The organism is Streptomyces sp. NBC_00576 (genome assembly GCF_036345175.1).
In the GTDB taxonomy this organism is placed as follows: domain Bacteria; phylum Actinomycetota; class Actinomycetes; order Streptomycetales; family Streptomycetaceae; genus Streptomyces.
Genome location: NZ_CP107780.1, coordinates 1,933,780 through 1,953,246, shown reverse-complemented (window position 1 = coordinate 1,953,246; position 19,467 = coordinate 1,933,780). Strand labels below are relative to the sequence as shown.

Here is a 19,467-nt window from a genome sequence, read left to right as displayed (position 1 = left end):
CCCCTCGTACCGCACCCTCAGGAGTCCCCGGTGAAAGATGTTCGGATAGACCGCAGAGTGTTCCTTCGCGGAGTCGGCGGCGTCGCCGCAGGCATCGCCGCGACATCGCTCACCGCCTGCGGCACCGGCAGCAGCCGCTCCGTCGGCAGCGGCGGCAAGAGCTCCAAGACGCTCGTCGTCCGCGACAGCGGCGGCACCTACGGCGAGGCCAACCAGAAGGCGATCTACGAGCCGTTCACCAAGGAGACCGGCATCCAGGTCAAGGTGGTCAACATCGCCTACGCGCAGATGCTCGCCCAGATCAAGCAGGGCCGTCCGCAGTTCGACGTGATCGACGACTCGATGGCCGACTACGTCCTGTTCAAGAAGGAGGACGCCACCGAGGAGCTGGACTTCGACCGGCTGAAGAACTTCAAGAACGCCGGCATCGCCAAGTCCCTCGTGACCTCCAACGCGGTCGGCAAGAACTACTGGGCCAGCGTGATGGCGTACCGAACGGACGCATTTGGGGGGAAGAAACCTTCCTCCTGGGCCGACTTCTGGGACACCGGATCGTTCAAGGGCAACCGTGGCCTCCAGGCGCTGGACGCCGACTACCCGGAGCTGGAGTTCGCCCTCCTCGCCGACGGCGTGGCACCGGACCAGCTCTACCCGCTCGATGTGGACCGGGCCTTCAGGGTCCTCGACGAGATCAAGGGCTCCGTCCGGAAGTTCTGGGACACCGGCGCGCTGCCCGGCGTGCTGCTGGGCCGCAAGGAGGTCGTCGCCTCCAGTGTGTGGCACGGCCGCCTCGACGAGCTGATCAAGGGCGGCGCCCCGCTCGCCTACCAGTGGAACGGCGCCCGCAGGCAGAGCAATGGATGGGGCATCCCCAAGGGCGCCTCCAACCTCGACGCCGCCTACCAGCTCATCGACTTCTCGCTGCGGCCCGAGGTGCAGGCGGCCTACGCCGAGCTCTACCCGATGGCCCCCACGGTGCCGGCCGCCTACAAGAAGCTCTCCACGACCGCCGCCGAGAACCTGGCCAGCTCGCCCGGGCACCTGGAGTCCGGCTTCGACCTGGACGTCGAGTGGTGGATCAAGAACCAGGACGCCGTGTCCAAGCGCTGGCAGGAGTGGACGCATGCCTGACATCGACCTGATGCCCTCACGGACCGTGCTGGCGCCGGCGACCGGTACCGGAAAGCCCTTGTCAGTGAAGGCACTGCGCAAGACCTACAGCGGCGTCACCGCCGTCGACGAGGTCTCCATGGAGATCGCCGCCGGCGAGTTCGTCACCTTCCTGGGTTCCTCCGGCTCCGGCAAGACCACCACCCTGATGATGATCGCCGGGTTCTGCGAGCCCGACTCCGGCAGCATCGTCGTCGGCGGCCGGGACGTGACCCGCCTGGCCCCGCAGAAGCGCGGCCTGGGCTTCGTCTTCCAGCAGTACCTGCTCTTCCCGCACATGACGGTGTGGGAGAACGTCGCCTTCCCGCTGCAACTGCGCGACATCCCGAAGGCGGAACTGCGCCGGCGGGTCGGCGAGACCCTGGAGATGGCCGGACTGTCAGCCATGGCGCGCAGGCGACCGCGCGAGCTCTCCGGCGGCCAGCAGCAGCGCGTCGCCCTGTGCCGGGCACTGGTCTACCGGCCCCCGGTGATCCTCATGGACGAACCGCTCGGCGCCCTCGACAAGAAACTGCGCGACCAGCTCCAGACCGAGATCAAGCGCATCCAGCAGGAACTCGGCCTGACCGTCATCTACGTCACGCACGACCAGGAAGAGGCCCTCGTCCTCTCCGACCGCATCGCGGTCATGCGGGACGGGCTGATCGACCAGTTCGACACCCCGCAGGAACTCTTCGAGCGCCCCCGCACCCCGTTCGTCGCCGACTTCCTCGGCGCGGCCAACTTCCTCCCCGGCGCGCTCCAGCAGCAGACGTCCGAGCACACCCTCGTACGGCTCGACACGGGAGGACTGCTCAAGGCCCGCCCGCAGTCGGCGATGGAGGGAACTCGGGTACGGGCCGCGGTTCAGCCCGGCCGGCTCGCGCTGTGTCCGCCGGGCGACGGGTTCTGTACCGGGACCGTCGAGACGGTCACCTACGTCGGCACCCTCGTCCGTGTCACCGTCCGCCCCGTCGGCGGTCCGGCCACCGAACTCGTACGCCTGGAGCTGCCCGCCGGACGCGCCCCCGCACTCGGCGAAAACGTCGGCCTGACCGCGGACCCCGCCAACGTCAGTGTCTTCCCCGACGTGCTCCCCGACCCGGAAAGCGGGGGGTGACAACCATGGCCGTGCTGGCTCCCGCACCGAGCTCCATCGCCCCTGTGCCCCACAAGAAGCGACGCACGCGCGCTTCGCTGTCCGACCGGCGCACCCGCTTCGGACTGCTCAACGCCACACCCGTCGTCGTCTACCTCCTGATCCTCTTCGTCTATCCGATCTTCAGCACCCTGATGCTGAGCCTCAAGGGCGACAACGGCGGCTTCACCCTGCACTGGTATGCCGACGCCTTCGCCGGCGCCAACCTGGAGATCCTGCTCACCACCCTGCGGATCTCGGCCGAGACCTCCCTGCTCGCCCTGGTCGTCGGGTTCACACTGGCCTCCGCGATCTCCCGGCTCAAGCCGCTGTGGGCCGGCCTCGCAATGCTCGTCGTGGTCGTCCCGCACTTCATCAGCGCCCTGGTGCGCACCTACGGCTGGATCATCCTGCTGGGTGACAACGGCGTCGTGAACAACACCCTGACGGATCTTCACTTCCCGGGTGCGCCCTTCGAGTTGCTCTACAACGAGATCGGCGTCGTCATCGGCACCACCGCCGTGATGCTCCCGTACACGGTCCTGCTGCTCTACGCCGTGATGAAGGGCATCGACCGGCGGCTGCTCGCCGCGGCGGCCAGTATGGGCGCCGGACGGATCACCATCTTCCGTCGCGTCTACGTCCCCCTGGTGGCCCCCGGCCTGGTCAACGCGGGCGTCCTGTCCTTCATCCTGTGCCTCGGCTACTACCTCACCCCCGCCCTGATGGGCGGCGAGAAGCAGACGATGGTCGCCTCGCTCATCGACGAGCAGGTCATGAAGCAGAACCAGTGGAACGGCGCCTCCGCACTCGGCATCATCCTGCTGCTCCTCACCTTCGCCGGACTGCTGCTGCTCAGGCTGCTGAAGTCGGCCGGCGAGGCCCTTCGGAACCGGGGTACGGCGTCATGATCGAGCTCCGCTCCACCCTGGCCGGCCGCATCACCCTGGCCGTGCTGGCGACCCTGATCCTGGTGTTCCTGGCCCTGCCGATCATCGTCATCGTCGTCACTTCCTTCGGCAAGGACGCCTTCGGCAACTTCCCGCCGGCTGCCTGGACGTTCGGCTGGTACAAGCAGCTGTTCGTCGAGGGCAGCAAGTGGCCGGCCGCGCTCTCCCTGAGCGCCCTGGTCGCCGCCATGACCACGGTCTTCTCGCTCGTCCTCGGCATGACCGCGGCCACGGCGCTGGTCCGCAGCGAACTGCCGCTGCGGACGGCGGTCTACGGCCTGGTCCTCGCTCCGCTGGTGATCCCCCAAGTGGTCATCGCTCTCGGCCTGTTCCTGCTCTTCGAGCCGGCCTCGATGCTCGGCAGCCCGGTCGCCATCGCCCTCGGTCACACCGTGCTCGCCTCACCGATCGCGGTGATGATCCTCATGGCCACGCTCAAGGGCATCGACGAACGGCTGGAGGACGCGGCCGCCAGCATGGGCGCCGGCCGGCTGACCGTCTGGCGCAGGATCACCCTGCCCTTGGCCATGCCCGGCATGGTCGCGGCAGGCATCTTCGCCTTCATCACCAGCTTCGACGAGTTCTTCATCTCGCAGTTCCTGTCCTCCGTGGACACCGTGACCCTGCCGGTCCAGGTGTTCAACGTCCTCCAGTACAACGTCGATCCCTCGGTGACCGCGGTCAGCGCGATCCTCATCGCGGTCGCAGTCGTGGCCCTCGGCCTCGTCGGCGTGGTGCGCAGGCTCAGCGGCTCCGGCAAGCAGGACGGCCTGCTGCCTACAGAACCGGGACTGGGCGTTCCCGCCGGAAGTGAGACCTCATGACCACCAGCACCAGCACCAGCACCAGCACCTGCACCCCGGCCGGCGAACTGTCCGCCACGGCGGCCAGACACCTGCTCCTGAACATGACCCCCAACGGCTCGCTCGGCCAGGAGGGCGAGAACCTCTTCGTCGTCCAGCGCGGCGAGGGTCCCTATGTCGACGACGCGAACGGCAGACGTTACATCGACGGCCTCTCCGGTCTGTACTGCTGCCAACTCGGCTACTCCTACGGCCCCGAGTTCGCCGAGGCGGCGGCCAAGCAACTGCGCGAGCTGTGCTTCAGCCCGCTGTGGTCCTGCTCCGCGCACCCGACGGCCATCGAGCTCGCCGAACGCCTGTCCCTGATAGCCCCCGTCGGCATCGAGCACACCTTCTTCTCCGGCGGCGGCGCCGAAGCCGTCGAGACGGCCTGGAAGATGGCCCGCCGCTACCACTCCCTGCGTGGCGAACCGGGCCGGGTCAAGGCGATCTCCCGGCGCGGCGCCTACCACGGCCTGACCGTCGGCGCCCTCTCCCTCACCGACGACCCCGGCCTGACGGACCCGTACGGACCGCCGGCCATCGACACCCGGTTCGTGTCCAACACCAACCGCTTCGGCCTGGCCCCCGAGTTCGCCGACGACAGGGCGTACACCGCGCACCTGCTCGCCGAGCTGGAGGCCGAGATCCTGGCCGAGGGCCCGGAGACCATCGCCATGCTGATCGCCGAACCGGTGCAGAACCGGGGCGGGTGCATCACACCTCCGGTGGGCTACTGGGAGGGACTGAGGGCGCTGGCCGACCGGTTCGGCTTCCTTCTGGTCGCCGACGAGGTGATCACCGCCTTCGGACGGCTGGGGGAGTGGTTCGGCGGAGACCGCTACGGCGCCCGCCCGGACATGGTCACCGTCGCCAAGGGCATCACCGCCGGATACGCCCCCATGGGGGCGACCCTGGTCAGCGGCCGCGTGGTCGAGGTCATCAACCGGCCCGGTGCGGTCCTCAACCACGGCTACACCTTCGCCGGCCACCCGCTCAGCGCGGCAATCGCGCTGCGCAGCCTGGAGATCATGGAACGGGACCGGGTCCTGGACAACGTCCGAGGGCTCCAGGACCACCTCGCGGGACGGATGGCGTCCCTCGCCGACCTGCCCATCGTCGGCGACGTCCGCGGCGCCGGATTCTTCTACGCCTGCGAACTCGTCGGAGATCTCGACGGCGGCGGCTTCAGCGACCGCGCCCGGGCCGACCTGGTCGTCGACCTGATCCCGCGCCGCCTGCGCGAGGCCGGTCTCCTGGCCCGCGTCTACAACCGGTCGGCGCCGCTGGTCCAGATCGCGCCCCCGCTGATCAGCGACCGCCTACTCCTCGACCGGATCGCCGACATCCTCGCCGACACCCTCGTCGAGGCGTCCGCCCGCCTGTGACCCACCCCGTTTTCGAAAGGAACGACATGTACTCCATCGGTCCGCTGACCGTTTCCCCCGGCGAACGCGCCCAGGGCCTCATCCCGGTCGGCACCAGCAGCTACGGCGTCGAGCTGGGCATCCCGCTCATCGTCGTCAACGGCGCCCAGGACGGTCCCGTGCTGTGCGTGGACGCGGGTGTGCACGGCGACGAGTACGACGGCCAGGAGGCCATCCGCCGCGTCCTCGCCGACCTCGACCCGGCCACCCTGCGCGGCACCCTCGTCGGCATCCCCTGCATGAACACCCCCGCCTTCGAGGCAGCCGCCCGCACCAGCGGCCTTGACTACCTGAACCTCAACCGGATCTTCCCGGGTGACGCAGACGGCTCGTACTCCCTGCGGCTGGCAGCCACCTTCGTCGAGCAGGTCGTCCCCGCCATCGACGCGCTCGTGGACCTGCACACCGGCGGCACGTTCGGCGAGATCGCCCCGCTGGTCATCCTCCAGGGCGGCTATGAGGAGCTCGCCACGGACCTGGCTCTCGCGGCCGGTCACGAGCTGGTCTGGAAGGGCGGCAAGTGGGGCGGTACGGTCCGCCACCCCACCCTCGCGGCGGGCAAGCCCGCCGTCACCATCGAGGCGGGCGGCGGCACCTACCGCGAGGCCAACGTCGAGCTGCACGTCGAGTCGATCCACAACATCATGCGGCAGCTGAAGATGATCGACGGCGAGGTGAAGCTGCGCGACAGCTACACCGCCACCTCCGGCACCTTCGCCCGTTCCGCGTCCGGCGGCTTCTTCCTCGGACACGCCGAGCCGGGGGAGACCTGCAAGGAGGGCGACCTGATCGCCCACATCGTCGACCACTACGGCAACACGCTGGAAGAGGTGATCGCCCCGCAGGACGGCATCGTGCTCTGGGTGCGCCGGATCCGGACCGTCCGTCCGGGCGACGAGGTCGTCATCTTCGGTGAGGTGCAGGGGGAGATACGGCCATGAGCGGCGGCACCCAGTTGCTCCTCGTCGACGGCAAGCAGCTACCCGCCGCCGACGGCCGCACCTTCACCGTCCTCGACCCGTCCGACGGCACGGCCATCACCACGGTGGCGCTGGCCGGCAAGGCGGACGTGGACCAGGCCGTGGCCGCGGCCAGGGCAGCGTTCACGGCGCCCGAATGGGCCCGGATGCGGGCAGCCGACCGTGGCCGGCTCCTGTACCGGATCGCCGAGGCCATCCGCTACCAGGGCGAACGGCTGGCGCGGCTGGAGAGCCAGGACACCGGCAAGCCGCTCAGCCAGGCGAAGGCCGACGTCGAGGCCGCCGCCCGCTACTTCGAGTTCTACGCGGGCTTCGCCGACAAGCTGGGCGGTTCCACGATCCCGCTGGGCCCGGGGCTGCTCGACTACACCGTGCGCGAGCCGATCGGCGTCTCCGGCCAGATCATCCCGTTCAACTACCCGCTGCAGAACACCGCGAGGGGCTCTGCTCCGGCGCTGGCCGCGGGCTGCACGGTGGTGCTCAAGCCCTCTCCCGAGGCGCCGCTGACGCCGCTGGAGATCGGCAGGATCGCACTGGAGTGCGGGCTTCCGCCGGGTGTCCTCAACGTCGTCCCCGGCGACGGCGAGACGGGAGCTGCCCTCGCCGGGCATCCCGGCATCGACCAGGTCACCTTCACCGGCTCGGTTCCCACCGGCATCAAGGTCGCCCAGGCAGCCGCCGCCAACGTGGTGCCGTCGGTCACCGAGCTGGGCGGCAAGTCGCCGTTCGTCGTCTTCGCCGACGCCGACTTCGACCTGGCGCTGACCGCGATCCTGGGCGCCTCGTTCAGCAACGCGGGACAGATGTGCTCCGCCGGGACGCGCCTGCTGCTCCAGCGCGGCGCGGAGGAGTTCCTGGACCGGCTGGTGGAGAAGATCGCCACCCTGCGCGTCGGCCCCGGCCTGTCCGACCCGGACATCGGCCCGCTGGTCGCCGCCCGCCAGCGCGACCGGGTGCTGGGCTACCTCGACCTGGCCCGGCAGGAGGGCGCGACGGTGCGCGTCGGCGGCGGCGCACCGTCCGACCCGGCTCTGGCCGACGGCTACTACATCGAGCCGACCGTCCTCACCGGCTTGACCAACCAGGCCCGTTGCGCCCGCGAGGAGATCTTCGGCCCCGTCGTCACCGTCATCGACTTCGACGACGCGGACCAGGCCCTGGACATCGCCAACGACAGCCCGTACGGCCTTTCCTCCTACGTCTGGACCCGCGACATCGACAAGGCGATGCGCCTCGCGGAGGGCATCCGGGCCGGCCAGGTCTCCGTCAACGCCACCGGCGTCGGCACCGGCGTCGAGCTGCCCTTCGGCGGCTACAAGCACAGCGGCTGGGGCCGGGAGAAGGGCCTCGAAGCCCTGGCGAGCTACACGCAGACGAAGAACGTCTGTATCGGGTTCGGGAGCCGGTCATGAGGTACCGCACGCTGGGCGAACGCGGTCCGGCCGTCTCCGTGGTCGGAGTCGGCGGCAACAACTTCGGCTCCCGCCTGGACGAGGACGGCACGAAGGCCGTCGTCCACGCGGCCCTCGACGCCGGGGTCACCCTGTTCGACACCGCCGACATGTACGGCGGGTTCGGCGAACAGGGCGGCACGCGCGGTGACGGCGAACGGCTGCTCGGCGCCGCCCTCAAGGGCAACCGCGACGACGTCGTCCTGGCCACCAAGTTCGGCATGGAGATGGGGCCGGAGGCCGATCAGTACGGTCGGCGAGGTGCCCGCGCCTATATCCGGTACGCCGTCGAAGCCTCGCTCCGCCGTCTCGGCACCGACCGCATCGACTTGTACCAGTACCACGAGCCGGACGTCACCCCGCTCGACGAGACGATCGCCGCCCTGCGCGAACTCGTCGACGAGGGCAAGATCGGGTACTTCGGCTGCTCCGCTCTCCCGGCCGAGGACCTGAGCGATGCCTTCGTGTCCACCCAGGCCCGCTACCACCTGCTCGACCGCAGCGTGGAGGAGGACCTGATCCCGGCCTGTCTGCGTCACGGCATCGGACTGCTGCCGTACTACCCGCTGGCCAACGGCCTGCTCAGCGGCAAGTACCGGCGCGGCGAGCAACCCCCGCCCGGCAGCCGGCTGTCCTGGCGGCAGGGCTGGCTCACCGACGCCGCCCTCGACCGCGTGGAGGCGCTCACCGCGTACGGCGCCGAACGCGGCCTGACCCTCCTCCAGGTCGCCGTGGGCGGACTGGCCGCCCTGCCCGCCGTCGGCTCCGTGATCTGCGGCGCCATGAACCCCGGACAGGTCACCGCCAACGCGGCGGCGGCCGACTGGATCCCCGACGCGGCCGACCTGGCCGCCCTGGACGCGATCGTCATCCCCGGCGAGCGGATCGTCTGACCCTTCCCCCTCCCTGTAAGAACCGGAAACCGAGGTTGAACACCATGCGAGAGATCGTCACCTTCGACGCCTACGGCACCCTGATCGACTTCCAGCTCGGCCCCACGACCCTCAAGGTCCTCTCCGACCGGCTGGACCTGGACAACCTGGACGTCGACGAGTTCCTCGACGACTTCCGCGTCATGCGCTTCCAGGCCGTCCTGGAGGCATACCGCCCCTACCACGAGATCCTGCACTCCAGCCTCCAGATGGCCATGCGCCTGCACGGTCTGGAGTACCGCACCTCCGACGGCGACGCCCTCGTCGAGGCCGTCCCCACCTTCGGCCCCTTCCCGGAGGTCCCGGACGCCCTGCGCGCACTGAAGACCAAGTACGAGATCGCCATCATCACCAACAGCGACGACAACCTGATCGCGCGCAACGTCGAGAACATCGGCGTCGAGTTCGACCACGTCATCACCGCCCAGCAGGCCGGCGCGTACAAGCCGGACCGCCAGACCTTCGAACACGCCTTCAAGACCATGGGCGTCGAGCCCTCGCAGGTCATCCACACCGCGCAGGGCTGGGAGTACGACCACATCCCGACCCGCGACCTCGGCCTGAAGCGCCGCGTGTGGATCAACCGCTTCGGCCGCCCCGGCAGCGCCGACTACCAGCCCTACGACGAGCTGACCGACCTGTCGGGCCTGCCGAAGCTGCTCGGCTGCTGACAACACGGCGACACAGGACAGAGAACACAGAGGACGCACGCCATGAAGCAGATCCCCTACTGGCTCGACACCGCGCCAGCCCTGCCCGACCGGTCCGGAAAGGACCTGCCCGCCGAGGCGGACGTGGTGGTCATCGGCGGCGGCCTCACCGGCCTGTCCACCGCGTATCACGCCGCCCGCAAGGGTGCCCGGGTCGTCCTCGTCGAGAAGGACAAGGTCGGCTCGGGCGCCTCCGGCCGCAACGGCAGCATGTGCACGCAGGGCCTCACCATCGGTGTCGGCGAGGCCCGCAAGCGCTATGGCCAGGAGCGCGCCCGCGAGCTCTACGACTCCTTCCGCGAGGCCGTCGACGTCGTCGAGGAACTCGCGCACACCGAGAAGATCGACTGCGACTTCAACCGCGCAGGGCGCCTCGGTGTGGCCTTCAAGCCCCAGCACTTCGAGTCGATGCGGGCCACCCAGCGTGATCTGGCCGAGAACTTCGACCACGAGACCCAGCTCCTGACCCGCAGTGACCTGAAGTCCGAGCTGGGCTCGGACTACTACCACGGCGCTCTGCTCGACCCGCTCAGTGCCGCCCTGCACGTGGGTAAGTACGTCCACGGCCTGGCCGAGGCCGCCGAACGCGCCGGCACGGAGATCCACGAGCGGAACGCGGCCACCGGCCTCACCCGCCTCCCCGGCGGCGGGTTCGTGGTCGAGACCCTCAACGGCACGATCCGCGCCAAGCAGGTCATGGCAGCCACGGACGCCTACACGGACAAGGCGCTGCCGTGGTTCCGCAAGCGGCTGATCAACGTCGGCAGCTTCATCATCGTCACCGAGCCGCTCGGTGAGGCACGCGCCAAGGAGCTCATCCCCAACGCCCGGCTGGTGGTCGACTCCAAGAACATCGGCCACTACCTCCGCCTGACCCCCGACAACCGTCTGGCCTTCGGCGGCCGGGCCCGCTTCGCGCCCTCCGACCCGGCCTCCGACGTCAAGAGCGGAGACATCCTCAAGCGGGAGATGACGGAGATCTTCCCGCAGTTGGCGGGTGTGCGGGTCGACTACGTGTGGGGCGGCATGGTCGGCTTCTCCTGGGACCGTCTTCCGCACGCGGGGGAGGAGAACGGCCTGTACTACTCGATGGGTTACTGCGGTCACGGTGTCCAGATGGCCACCTACATGGGCCGGGCGGTCGCCGAGATGATGGACGGCAAGCCGGAGGCCAACCCGCTGCGCGGCCTGGGCTTCCCCAAGGTCCCCGTCCCCTTCTACAACGGCACGCCCTGGTTCCTGCCGTTCGGCGGCGCCTACTACAAGGTGAAGGACCGCCTGCGCTGAGGCGACGCCGACCTCGGTGACACTGCGGGGGCTTTCCGCGAAGTGGTCGTGGGAAGCCCCCCGCCGTTACGGGACACAGCGTCCCCCTTGAGACGTTCGTGTGGCGGCTGACGCCCCGATGACTGCGGGTGTGCCCCGTTTGCCATGCCTGAAACCGCTCCAAGAGAAGGTCCGCACAGCCATGACCGCCGCCACCCGCAGAGAACACGACCTGCTCGGAGACCGGGACGTTCCCGCCGAGGTGTACTGGGGCATTCACACCCTGCGCGCGACGGAGAACTTCTCCATCACAGGGACGCCGATCTCCGCCTACCCGCACCTCATCGACGCCCTCGCCGCCGTGAAGGAGGCCGCCGCCCTCGCGAACGAGGAACTCGGGCTCCTTGAGCCGAAGAAGGCCGCCGCGATCGTCGAGGCGTGCCAGGAGATCCGCGCGGGCAAGCTGCACGACCAGTTCGTCGTCGACGTCATCCAGGGCGGGGCCGGCACCTCGACGAACATGAACGCCAACGAGGTGATCGCGAACCGGGCGCTGGAACTCCTGGGCCACGAGAAGGGCCAGTACCGGCACCTGCACCCCAACGAGGACGTCAACCTCGGGCAGTCCACCAACGACGTGTACCCGACGGCCGTCAAGGTCGCGACCGTCTTCGCGGTGCGCGGGCTCCTCCAGGCGATGACCGTGCTGCAGGACGCCTTCGCCCGCAAGGCGGTCGAGTTCCACGACGTGCTGAAGATGGGTCGCACCCAGCTCCAGGACGCGGTACCGATGACGCTCGGTCAGGAGTTCTCGGCGTACGCCGTGATGATCGAGGAGGACCGCAGCCGACTCGCGGAGGCGGTCGAGCTGATCCATGAGATCAACCTCGGCGCCACCGCGATCGGTACGGGCCTCAACGCCCCCGCCGGGTATGCCGAGTCGGCCCGCCGTCATCTCTCCGCGATCACCGGGCTGCCGCTGGTGACAGCCGCGAACCTGGTCGAGGCGACCCAGGACTGCGGGGCTTTCGTCCAGATGTCGGGGGTGCTGAAGCGGGTCGCGGTCAAGCTCTCCAAGAGCTGCAACGACCTGCGGCTGCTGTCCTCCGGGCCGCGCGCCGGGCTCGGGGAGATCAATCTGCCGCCGGTACAGGCGGGTTCGTCGATCATGCCCGGGAAGGTGAACCCGGTGATCCCCGAGGTCGTCAACCAGGTCGCCTTCGAGGTGATCGGCAACGACGTCACCATCACCATGGCCGCCGAGGCCGGACAGCTCCAGCTCAACGCCTTCGAGCCGATCATCCTGCACTCCCTGTCGGAGTCCATCACCCACCTGCGCGCCGCCTGCCTCACCCTCGCCGAGCGCTGCGTGAACGGCATCACCGCCAACACCGAGGCGCTGCGCGCGAGCGTGGAGAACTCCATCGGCCTGGTCACCGCCCTCAACCCCTACATCGGGTACACGGCCGCCACCGACATCGCCAAAGAGGCACTCGTCACCGGCCGCGGTGTCGCCGAACTCGTCCTGGAAAAGGGCCTGTTGCCCGCCGAACGACTCGCCGACCTGCTGCGCCCGGAGGCGGTCGCGGGCAGCGACCAGGTCCTGGTCTGACACGCCGGCGCGCCAGCTCGGCGGGCAACAGACGCTTCGTTGGGACGGCGGCCGTGAAGCCTGGGTGCGAAGTCGTCCCGACTGCTGATCGATCTACACCGGCACCCGGCCAGGCTCATCGACCGGTGCTGCGGCTACTGACCTTCAAGCTCAGAAGAGGAAAAACATGTCGCTTCTGCAGACCATCGACAACAATCCCTCCTTCGCTCCGCGCGAGTCCGGACCGCTCCCGGAACGCCTGATCTCCGGCAACCCCGCCTTCAAGACCTGGGCCCAGGACGTCGCCCGCGGGGAGATGATCCGTACGGGCGTCTGGGAAGCGACGCCCGGCGAGACGCGCTCGATCAAGGGCGAGACCTTCGAGTTCTGCCACATCCTCTCCGGCATCGTCGAACTCACGCCGGAAGGTGGCGAGCCGGTGGTCTACAAGGCAGGCGACAGCTTCGTCATGAAGCCCGGCTTCGTCGGCGTCTGGAAGACCATCGAAACCGTGCGCAAGATCTACGTGATCGTAGTGTGAGGCAGCGGGCTGACCGGACTCATCGGCTAACTTGTCACCCGCAGTGAGCAGTTCGGGGCGTCGGGGCGGCATGAGGTGGCCGCTGTTGTCACGCGGCCGGACGCGTCGGCGTGACAGGGGCAGAGATAGCCACCGACGAGTTCCCGGCCACTGTGGCTGGCTACCGGGATCTGCTGAAGTGGGCCAAGAAGTTGGGAGCCGTGCGGCGGGCCGGGGTGGAGGGGACCGGCTCCTACGGGGCGTCCCTGTCGCGCTATCTGCTGGCCCAGGGCGTGGACGTGTTTGACGTGAACTGGATGGATCGGGCAGATCGCCGCCGGCGCGGCAAGTCGGATCCGCTCGATGCCCAGAACGCGGCGCGAGCCGTGTTGAGCGGGCGGGCGCGCGCCCGGGCCAAAGCGGGCGACGGGCCGGTGCAGATCGCGAGAGCACGGTCCGCGGGGCCGTGTCTCTCGCCGTCTTTATCCCGTCTCGGTGGCGGCTGAGTCAACCGTCGCCGGCACCGGGAGCCTGACGGAGTGGGTGCTCAGGTGGGTCCGTAGGGGTAGGGGCTCCAGCCGTGCATGAACGGTTGGAGGTCCTCGGTGCGCGGCTCGGGGATTTCCGTAGCAGCGGTGAACCGTTGAGCGGATTCAGGCGTTGGACGTGGCTCTCGGCCCACGCGATCCATGCCTCGGCTTCCTCCCTGCCCGGCCCGGCTGGCAGAGCCTCTGCGTGAAGTCGGAGGGCGCCGACGTACTCGACGAGGCCCGCTGCGCGCTGCCACGCCGCGTGCTGTGCTTCGAGGTGGCGGACACGGTATGCCTCTGCGTATTCGGTCGTGGCCTGACGCTTGGCGGCTTCCCATCGCAGGCGCTTCTGGTGTGCTGCCTCCAGGTCGGCCTGTCGCTTGTGTTCGGCTGCCTGGCCGCGAAGGCCGATCTCCTGCACGATCTCGGCGAGCTGGCCCTCGAGAGGGCGTGCGGCCGTGTCGGCCCACTCGCCGGCCCGGTGGTGCAGCCCACCGCTGACACAGATTCGCAAACGGTCGGCGGGCCGCCCGCGCACCAGCTGCCTCCCCAGGAATGGATCGGACGCGCACTGTCTTCCTCGCCCCGTTCCGAGCCTTGCGCTCGATGGCCCTGACAGAACGCCCCGCGCACCGGCGCTCTCGCGACTACCAGCATTCCTTATTCGAGCAAGGAAGCCTTATTATGGTAAGCATGATGCTGACGCAACGGGAGCGCGAGATCCTGGCACTCTTGCGGCGTGACCCCCTGGCCGGGCCTCAAGCGCTGGCCGACGCGTTGGGCACGACCCGCACCGCAGTGAACGTCCACCTCTCCAACCTCGGAAAGAAGGGCGCCATCCTGGGGCGCGGCTACATCGTGCGCCAGGAGAACGCGGTGGTCGTGGTCGGCGGGGCGAACATGGACCACAAAGTGCGCAGTCTGGCACCGGTGACCCGGCACACCAGCAACCCCGGCCGCTCACACACCAGTCCGGGCGGAGTCGGGCGCAACATCGCCGAGAATCTCGCCCGGCTGGGTACGCCGACCCACCTGGTCGCCGCCATCGGCCGGGACCCGGCCGGCGAATCGCTGTTGCGCCACACCCAGGCCGCAGGGGTGCGGACCGACCATGTCCACCGCAGCACCCACCCCACCGGCACCTACACCGCCGTCCTCGACGCGGACGGCGACCTGCTGGTGGCCGTCGCCGACATGACTGCCACGGACGAGCTGTCCCCCGCCGATCTCCACCACATCCGCGAGCTGGTGGCCGGCGCCGCCATGCTGGTGCTCGACGGCAACCTCGCCACGGCGACGCTCAACTACGTCGCCGACCTGGCCAAAGCGGCCGACGTTCCGGTGGTGATCGACCCGGTGAGCGTCCCCAAGGCAGCCCTGCTGGGCCCCGGGATCGTCCCAGAGCGGCCGTACTTCGCCGTCACGCCCAACAAGGACGAGCTCCAGGCACTGGTGGACCTCCCCGTCGGGACCGACAAGGAGATACTGTCCGCCGCCGCCGCACTGCACGACCGGGGCGTCAGCCACGTCTGGGTGCGGCTCGGCCCCGGGGGAAGCCTGCTGAGCAGCGCGGGCCAGGGCCACACCTTCCTGCCTGCGCCCCGGACCGAGGTCGTGGACGTCACCGGCGCCGGAGACTCGATGCTCGCCGCCTTCGTCCACGCCGTCCTGGGCGGCGCCGAGCCCGTCGAGGCCGCGCGCTTCGGCCACGCCGCCGCCGCGCTGACCGTCGCCGCCACCGACACCGTACGACCCGACCTGACCCCGCGCCTCGTCGAGGACGCGCTGAACCACCCTTACGGAGACTGAGATGACCGCCTACCACCCCCGGCTGACGATCACCGACGAGGTCCGCGACGCCCTGCACGAAGGCCATCCGGTCGTCGCCCTGGAGAGCACGATCATCAGCCACGGCATGCCCTACCCCCAGAACGTCGAGATGGCCACCGAAGTCGAGCGGATCATCCGGGACAACGGCGCCGTCCCCGCCACCGTGGCCATCCTGCACGGCCGGCCCCGGATCGGCCTGGAAGCCTCCGACCTCGAACTCCTGGCCACCAGCCCCGACGTCGCCAAGGTCAGCGTCCGCGACCTCGGCCACGTCGTCGCCCGCGGAGCCCACGGCGCGACGACGGTGGCCAGCACCATGCGACTGGCAGCACTCGCCCGGATCCCCGTCTTCGTCACCGGAGGCATCGGCGGTGTGCACCGGGGCGGCCAGACCACCTTCGACACCAGTGCCGACCTCACCGAGCTCTCCATCTCCCGCGTCGCGGTCATCAGCGCCGGGGTGAAGAGCATCCTGGACATCGGGCTGACCCTGGAAACCCTGGAGACCCTCGGCGTCCCGGTCATCACCTACGGCACCGACCAGTTCCCCTCCTTCTACTCCCGGACCAGCGGCCACGCCTCCCCCCTGCGCGCCGACTCCCCCGAGGAGATCGCCGCCGTAATGCGCGCCCACTGGGAACTGGGCGGAACAGGCGGTCTCAACATCGCCAACCCCATCCCCGAGGCCGACGAGATCCCCGCCGAACGCATCGAGGGGATCATCCAGCAAGCCATCGCCGAGATGGAGAAGGCCGGCGTCGGCGGCAAGGACGCCACCCCGTATCTGCTGGGCAAGATCGTCGAACTCACCGAGGGTGAAAGCCTCCGCGCCAACATCGCCCTGGTCAACAACAACGCTCGCCTGGGCGCTCGCATCGCCAAGGCATACGCCCAGAAGTAGGTGACAGCGTGACCGCCAACGGCAGCATCGCCGACCGGGACGAACGAAGGCCGCATCGCCGAGGGCAAGACCCGGCGTGAGATCGTCCGATTGTCTCAAACGCCAGGTCGCCCGCGAGGTCTTTCACCTGATCCGGCCCACATCCTCACACCCCCCGTCATAGGGGCAGTTGTGAGATGTGGGAGCGTAAGTCGGGTGAGCGACGCACAGACCAACACCCTTCAATACCGCTTTGACGGGCCAGAAGACGCACCTGTCCTGATCTTGGGTCCCTCACTGGGTACAACATGGCACAGGTTGGAAACGCCGTCCATACCGGTCCAGTGAGAGCATGTGGGGCCACGAAAGGCCAGGTCAGAGCGTAGAGAATCGGTGGCGTCGATCCAGTCCGTGACAGATTTGTGAGACGCGAAGGCAAGAGGGGCACGGTACGAGGGGCCGTGCTCTCGCCGTCTGTATCTCGTCTCGGCGGCGGCTGGGTCACCCGTCGCCGGCACCGGGAGTCTGACGGAGTGGGTGCTCAGGTGGGTCCGTAGGGGCTCCAGCCGTGCATGACCGGTTGGAGGTCTTCGGTGCGAGGCTCGGGGATTTCGGGTAGCAATGGTGAACCGTTGAGCGGGTTCAGGCGTTGGACGTGGCTCTCGGTCCACGCGATCCATGCGTCGGCTTCCTCCCTGGCCGGCCCGGGCGGCAGACTTTCTGCGTGAAGTCGGAGTGCGCCGACGTATTCGACGAGGCTTGCTGCGCGCTGCCACGCCGCGTGCTGTGCTTCGAGGGCCCTGGCAAGATTTTTGTAGCCGGAGATCATTACGGGGACGTGGTCTTGGAGGAGCCGTGGCGTCTCAAGTGTGCGATCAGGACGACGCGTTGCCGTAGGAGCGGGACGCCGGCGCGACCGGCCATGATCCGTTTCTGGAGCTTGATGTCCGTGGCGGTTTCGGCGTGGTTACTCAGGTTGAACTCGTAGAGTCAGGCTGAGTACTCATCGCGGTATTGCCGTAGCTGTGCTGGCCCCGGATCACATGCCGTCCGGTGCGGAACGTCGGCGGCTTGTCCAGAAGGAGAACCGCCTTCGCCGGTTGCGCCGGGTGTCGAGAATGCGGTCGTGGATATACGTGCTGGGCAGTTCGGCCGTCCGGCGGGCGAGTTCCTGGAACGCTGAGAGGTATGAGCTGTCGCTTCCTCGCAACTCGCGCTCTCGTTCTACGAATGGCTGGGTGGCCCTCCAGACGTTGATGATCCGGTGACGTAGAAGCGGAAGAAACAACTTCTCGTCCACGAGCTGGAAGACGGTCAGGGTGGCGAAGGACTGGTAGTAGTACACGACATTGCAGAAGGCCGCCTTCGCCTCGCCGGGAAGCCCGCGCACTCCCTCGCTCGGGTCGTGTTCCTGCTGAAGACGGTTGCACACATAGTCGTGCTGGTCGTGAAACGCGGCTGACCGGAACTCGTCGAGCAGAGTGATCATCGCCTGAATATTGTTCACGTGCTGGCTGATCCGCGTCTGCCGGACACCAATCCAGGTGGGAACAGCGATGGCGACCACGGCGATGACGACTGGGAGCACGTTGATGAGGAACGCTTTGAGCATCCGATCAAGCTAGAGAGGAATCGCAGCTGACAAGCCGGATGCACACATCTGGAACATTTCTGCCTGCTCTTGTAGTGAGCCCGTCGCTACTCAGGTTCACTCGTAGCGCCTGCGGGATCGTGACGTTTCTTGATCCCTGCGGTACGACGGGATCATGAGGTACGCGCAGAGGGGCGGGTACACGCCCGCCGAGCAGGAGAAGCGGGAACTGCTGAGGCTGGAGGCGGCCGAGCGGTTCGAGCGCGGTGAGGATGCCGCGGTGATCGCGGCCGAAGCAAAAAGACGCGGCGACGACACGATTCTTGCGGCCATCTGGCGGTGGATCAGCTCGGTCATCCCTGGACCAGATCAGAACTTCAGGCCGCCGCCAGGTCCATAACCGGTGGGGAAGGATATTCGACCGCCGGTGAGGAAGCCGCTGAGCGTCTCCGGTGGAACAACATGGGGGACAGGGGCGAGCTGTGTTCCGCGGGCCGGATGTGGTGGTGGGAGTTGGCCACTGTCGCAGCGGGCCGGAGGGACTCCAACGCCCGGCATCCCGACGTCCTCGCCGCGCGACATGAGGAACGCGCCAGCGTCCGTAGGCGGAAGGGCATCGGCTGGGGTGGACGCCCCCTCGCCTTGCTCCCCACGCTGTTGTCAAGCGATGTTATTGACTTCGGCTCGTTTGGGTGAACATCTCCGAAGTCTGCGACGGGCGTGGTGTGGTGACCGTATTCACTGGTGCGAGAGATGCGGATGGGGGCGGGAGGGCTGGTGCGGGGCGGCTGCGCCGGGAGGCGGTGCGGATGCAGGCGGCTGAGGGATCACCTTTTTCGTGATCTGCGTGAAGCGAAAGCTGGACTCGCGGTATCGAGCCAGTCGCGGCTCTGCCGTGTGCGTCCAATATCGAGGGTGAGGAATTTTCGTGGATCCAGCAGTCATGGAAGTTACCCGGCAGGCTTTCCTGTCTTCCTATCCGGACGAAGTCGAGGATCTCGACGCGGCCCTGGAGCGGTTTGAGCGCCAAGGCCGCCCCCGGGCGCGGCCGCCGGTCGGCATGGGTGTCGACATGCTGCCGCTGGCCGACTTCTTGCTTCCAGCGGTGGCAGCGCTGTTCGGCGCGGTCGGCGGTGCTCTCGCGGAGCAGACCGCTGCGGCGCTGAGCGAGAAAACCAAGGCGGGACTGGCGCGGCTGCGTGGCCACTCGCAAGGCTCGTTCGATCCGTTGGCCCCGGAGCAGGAGGAGGAGGTTTGCGCCGCAGTCGTCCTGATGCTTCAGGGAAAGGTCACATCCGAGGAGGCTGACACCTTGGGTTTGGCTGTGGTCGGTGCGTTGCGCCTGCGCAACGGCGGCAAGCGTGACTGAGACGTCATTAGCTGATACCGAAGCAGCTGAGGACCGCGCACGTCCGAACCAGCTCACCTCACCGACCCGCGGACATTACTTGCTGCTGATGGTCGTTATGGCGGTCGCCGGAATCACCGCTGGTGCGCTGATTTTCAACGAGGTGCGCGGTGCGGCGTGGCTTGAGACGCAGCTGAGGTGCGCGCAGTCGGTCGGGCCACTGCTCAGCGATCCGCAGGAGTGGCTGCAACTCCAGACCAGATACCTCGCCTGCGTTGCCCCTTAGGAGCGCCAGCGGGCCGCGTCCGGGTTCGTCGGGGGCGCGGCGATCG

At 68.4% G+C, this 19,467-nt stretch carries 20 protein-coding genes; 19 read left to right on the top strand and 1 reads right to left on the bottom strand.

Annotated features, from left to right (window positions below; all coding sequences use genetic code 11):
- Nucleotides 1-57: 57 nt before the first annotated feature.
- The 16 genes from OG734_RS08310 to OG734_RS08235 all read left to right on the top strand — a co-directional run bounded on the left by OG734_RS08310 (nt 58) and on the right by OG734_RS08235 (nt 16,217).
- Nucleotides 58-1,131, top strand: a complete 1,074-nt coding sequence (locus OG734_RS08310) for an ABC transporter substrate-binding protein (RefSeq protein WP_330286826.1) — start codon at nt 58-60, stop codon at nt 1,129-1,131.
- On the top strand, nt 1,124-2,269 hold the full coding sequence (locus OG734_RS08305; protein WP_330286825.1) for an ABC transporter ATP-binding protein: 1,146 nt from the start codon (nt 1,124-1,126) through the stop codon (nt 2,267-2,269). Before OG734_RS08310 ends, OG734_RS08305 begins: the two co-directional genes overlap by 8 nt.
- A 5-nt stretch (nt 2,270-2,274) precedes the next feature.
- On the top strand, nt 2,275-3,198 hold the full coding sequence (locus tag OG734_RS08300; protein ID WP_330286824.1) for an ABC transporter permease: 924 nt from the start codon (nt 2,275-2,277) through the stop codon (nt 3,196-3,198).
- Nucleotides 3,195-4,061, top strand: a complete 867-nt coding sequence (locus tag OG734_RS08295; protein WP_330286823.1) for an ABC transporter permease — start codon at nt 3,195-3,197, stop codon at nt 4,059-4,061. The genes OG734_RS08300 and OG734_RS08295 overlap by 4 nt, the downstream gene beginning before the upstream one ends.
- Nucleotides 4,058-5,467, top strand: a complete 1,410-nt coding sequence (locus OG734_RS08290) for an aminotransferase class III-fold pyridoxal phosphate-dependent enzyme (RefSeq protein ID WP_330286822.1) — start codon at nt 4,058-4,060, stop codon at nt 5,465-5,467. Before OG734_RS08295 ends, OG734_RS08290 begins: the two co-directional genes overlap by 4 nt.
- Nucleotides 5,468-5,493: 26 nt before the next feature.
- A complete protein-coding gene (locus OG734_RS08285) occupies nt 5,494-6,447 on the top strand; it encodes a succinylglutamate desuccinylase/aspartoacylase family protein (RefSeq protein ID WP_330286821.1) in 954 nt (317 codons plus the stop codon).
- On the top strand, nt 6,444-7,898 hold the full coding sequence (locus OG734_RS08280) for an aldehyde dehydrogenase family protein (RefSeq protein ID WP_330286820.1): 1,455 nt from the start codon (nt 6,444-6,446) through the stop codon (nt 7,896-7,898). Before OG734_RS08285 ends, OG734_RS08280 begins: the two co-directional genes overlap by 4 nt.
- A complete protein-coding gene (locus OG734_RS08275; RefSeq protein ID WP_330286819.1) occupies nt 7,895-8,830 on the top strand; it encodes an aldo/keto reductase in 936 nt (311 codons plus the stop codon). The genes OG734_RS08280 and OG734_RS08275 overlap by 4 nt, the downstream gene beginning before the upstream one ends.
- Before the next feature lie 44 nt (nt 8,831-8,874).
- The gene (locus OG734_RS08270) at nt 8,875-9,540 is read left to right on the top strand and encodes a haloacid dehalogenase type II (protein WP_330286818.1); all 666 of its coding nucleotides are present in this window, start codon (nt 8,875-8,877) and stop codon (nt 9,538-9,540) included.
- Nucleotides 9,541-9,582: 42 nt separating this feature from the next.
- On the top strand, nt 9,583-10,866 hold the full coding sequence (locus OG734_RS08265) for an NAD(P)/FAD-dependent oxidoreductase (RefSeq protein ID WP_330286817.1): 1,284 nt from the start codon (nt 9,583-9,585) through the stop codon (nt 10,864-10,866).
- Nucleotides 10,867-11,047: 181 nt separating this feature from the next.
- Nucleotides 11,048-12,457: an aspartate ammonia-lyase gene (gene aspA / locus OG734_RS08260; RefSeq protein WP_330286816.1), complete on the top strand. Its 1,410-nt coding sequence runs from the start codon at nt 11,048-11,050 to the stop codon at nt 12,455-12,457.
- 166 nt (nt 12,458-12,623) lie between these two features.
- Nucleotides 12,624-12,977: a cupin domain-containing protein gene (locus OG734_RS08255; RefSeq protein WP_330286815.1), complete on the top strand. Its 354-nt coding sequence runs from the start codon at nt 12,624-12,626 to the stop codon at nt 12,975-12,977.
- Nucleotides 12,978-13,087: 110 nt separating this feature from the next.
- Nucleotides 13,088-13,462: an IS110 family transposase gene (locus OG734_RS08250; RefSeq protein ID WP_330286814.1), complete on the top strand. Its 375-nt coding sequence runs from the start codon at nt 13,088-13,090 to the stop codon at nt 13,460-13,462.
- A gap of 229 nt (nt 13,463-13,691) precedes the next feature.
- The gene (locus OG734_RS08245) at nt 13,692-14,102 is read left to right on the top strand and encodes a hypothetical protein (protein WP_330286813.1); all 411 of its coding nucleotides are present in this window, start codon (nt 13,692-13,694) and stop codon (nt 14,100-14,102) included.
- 77 nt (nt 14,103-14,179) lie between these two features.
- Nucleotides 14,180-15,295 carry a PfkB family carbohydrate kinase gene (locus OG734_RS08240; RefSeq protein ID WP_330286812.1) on the top strand — a complete coding sequence of 372 codons (1,116 nt, stop codon included), beginning with the start codon at nt 14,180-14,182 and terminating at the stop codon, nt 15,293-15,295.
- Between the two features lies 1 nt (nt 15,296).
- Nucleotides 15,297-16,217, top strand: a complete 921-nt coding sequence (locus OG734_RS08235; protein ID WP_330286811.1) for a pseudouridine-5'-phosphate glycosidase — start codon at nt 15,297-15,299, stop codon at nt 16,215-16,217.
- 1,018 nt (nt 16,218-17,235) lie between these two features.
- Here the strand turns inward: OG734_RS08235 and OG734_RS08225 are convergent.
- Nucleotides 17,236-17,808 carry a DUF4760 domain-containing protein gene (locus tag OG734_RS08225; protein WP_330286810.1) on the bottom strand — a complete coding sequence of 191 codons (573 nt, stop codon included), beginning with the start codon at nt 17,806-17,808 and terminating at the stop codon, nt 17,236-17,238.
- Between the two features lie 154 nt (nt 17,809-17,962).
- On the opposite strand from OG734_RS08225, the gene OG734_RS08220 reads away from it, so the two are divergent.
- From OG734_RS08220 to OG734_RS08210, 3 genes are all read left to right on the top strand, one after another.
- Nucleotides 17,963-18,187, top strand: a complete 225-nt coding sequence (locus OG734_RS08220; protein ID WP_330286809.1) for a hypothetical protein — start codon at nt 17,963-17,965, stop codon at nt 18,185-18,187.
- A 528-nt stretch (nt 18,188-18,715) separates the two neighbouring features.
- Nucleotides 18,716-19,156, top strand: a complete 441-nt coding sequence (locus OG734_RS08215; RefSeq protein WP_330286808.1) for a hypothetical protein — start codon at nt 18,716-18,718, stop codon at nt 19,154-19,156.
- Complete coding sequence (locus OG734_RS08210) at nt 19,149-19,421, top strand: hypothetical protein (protein WP_330286807.1); 273 nt, start codon at nt 19,149-19,151, stop codon at nt 19,419-19,421. Before OG734_RS08215 ends, OG734_RS08210 begins: the two co-directional genes overlap by 8 nt.
- Nucleotides 19,422-19,467 lie beyond the last annotated feature (46 nt).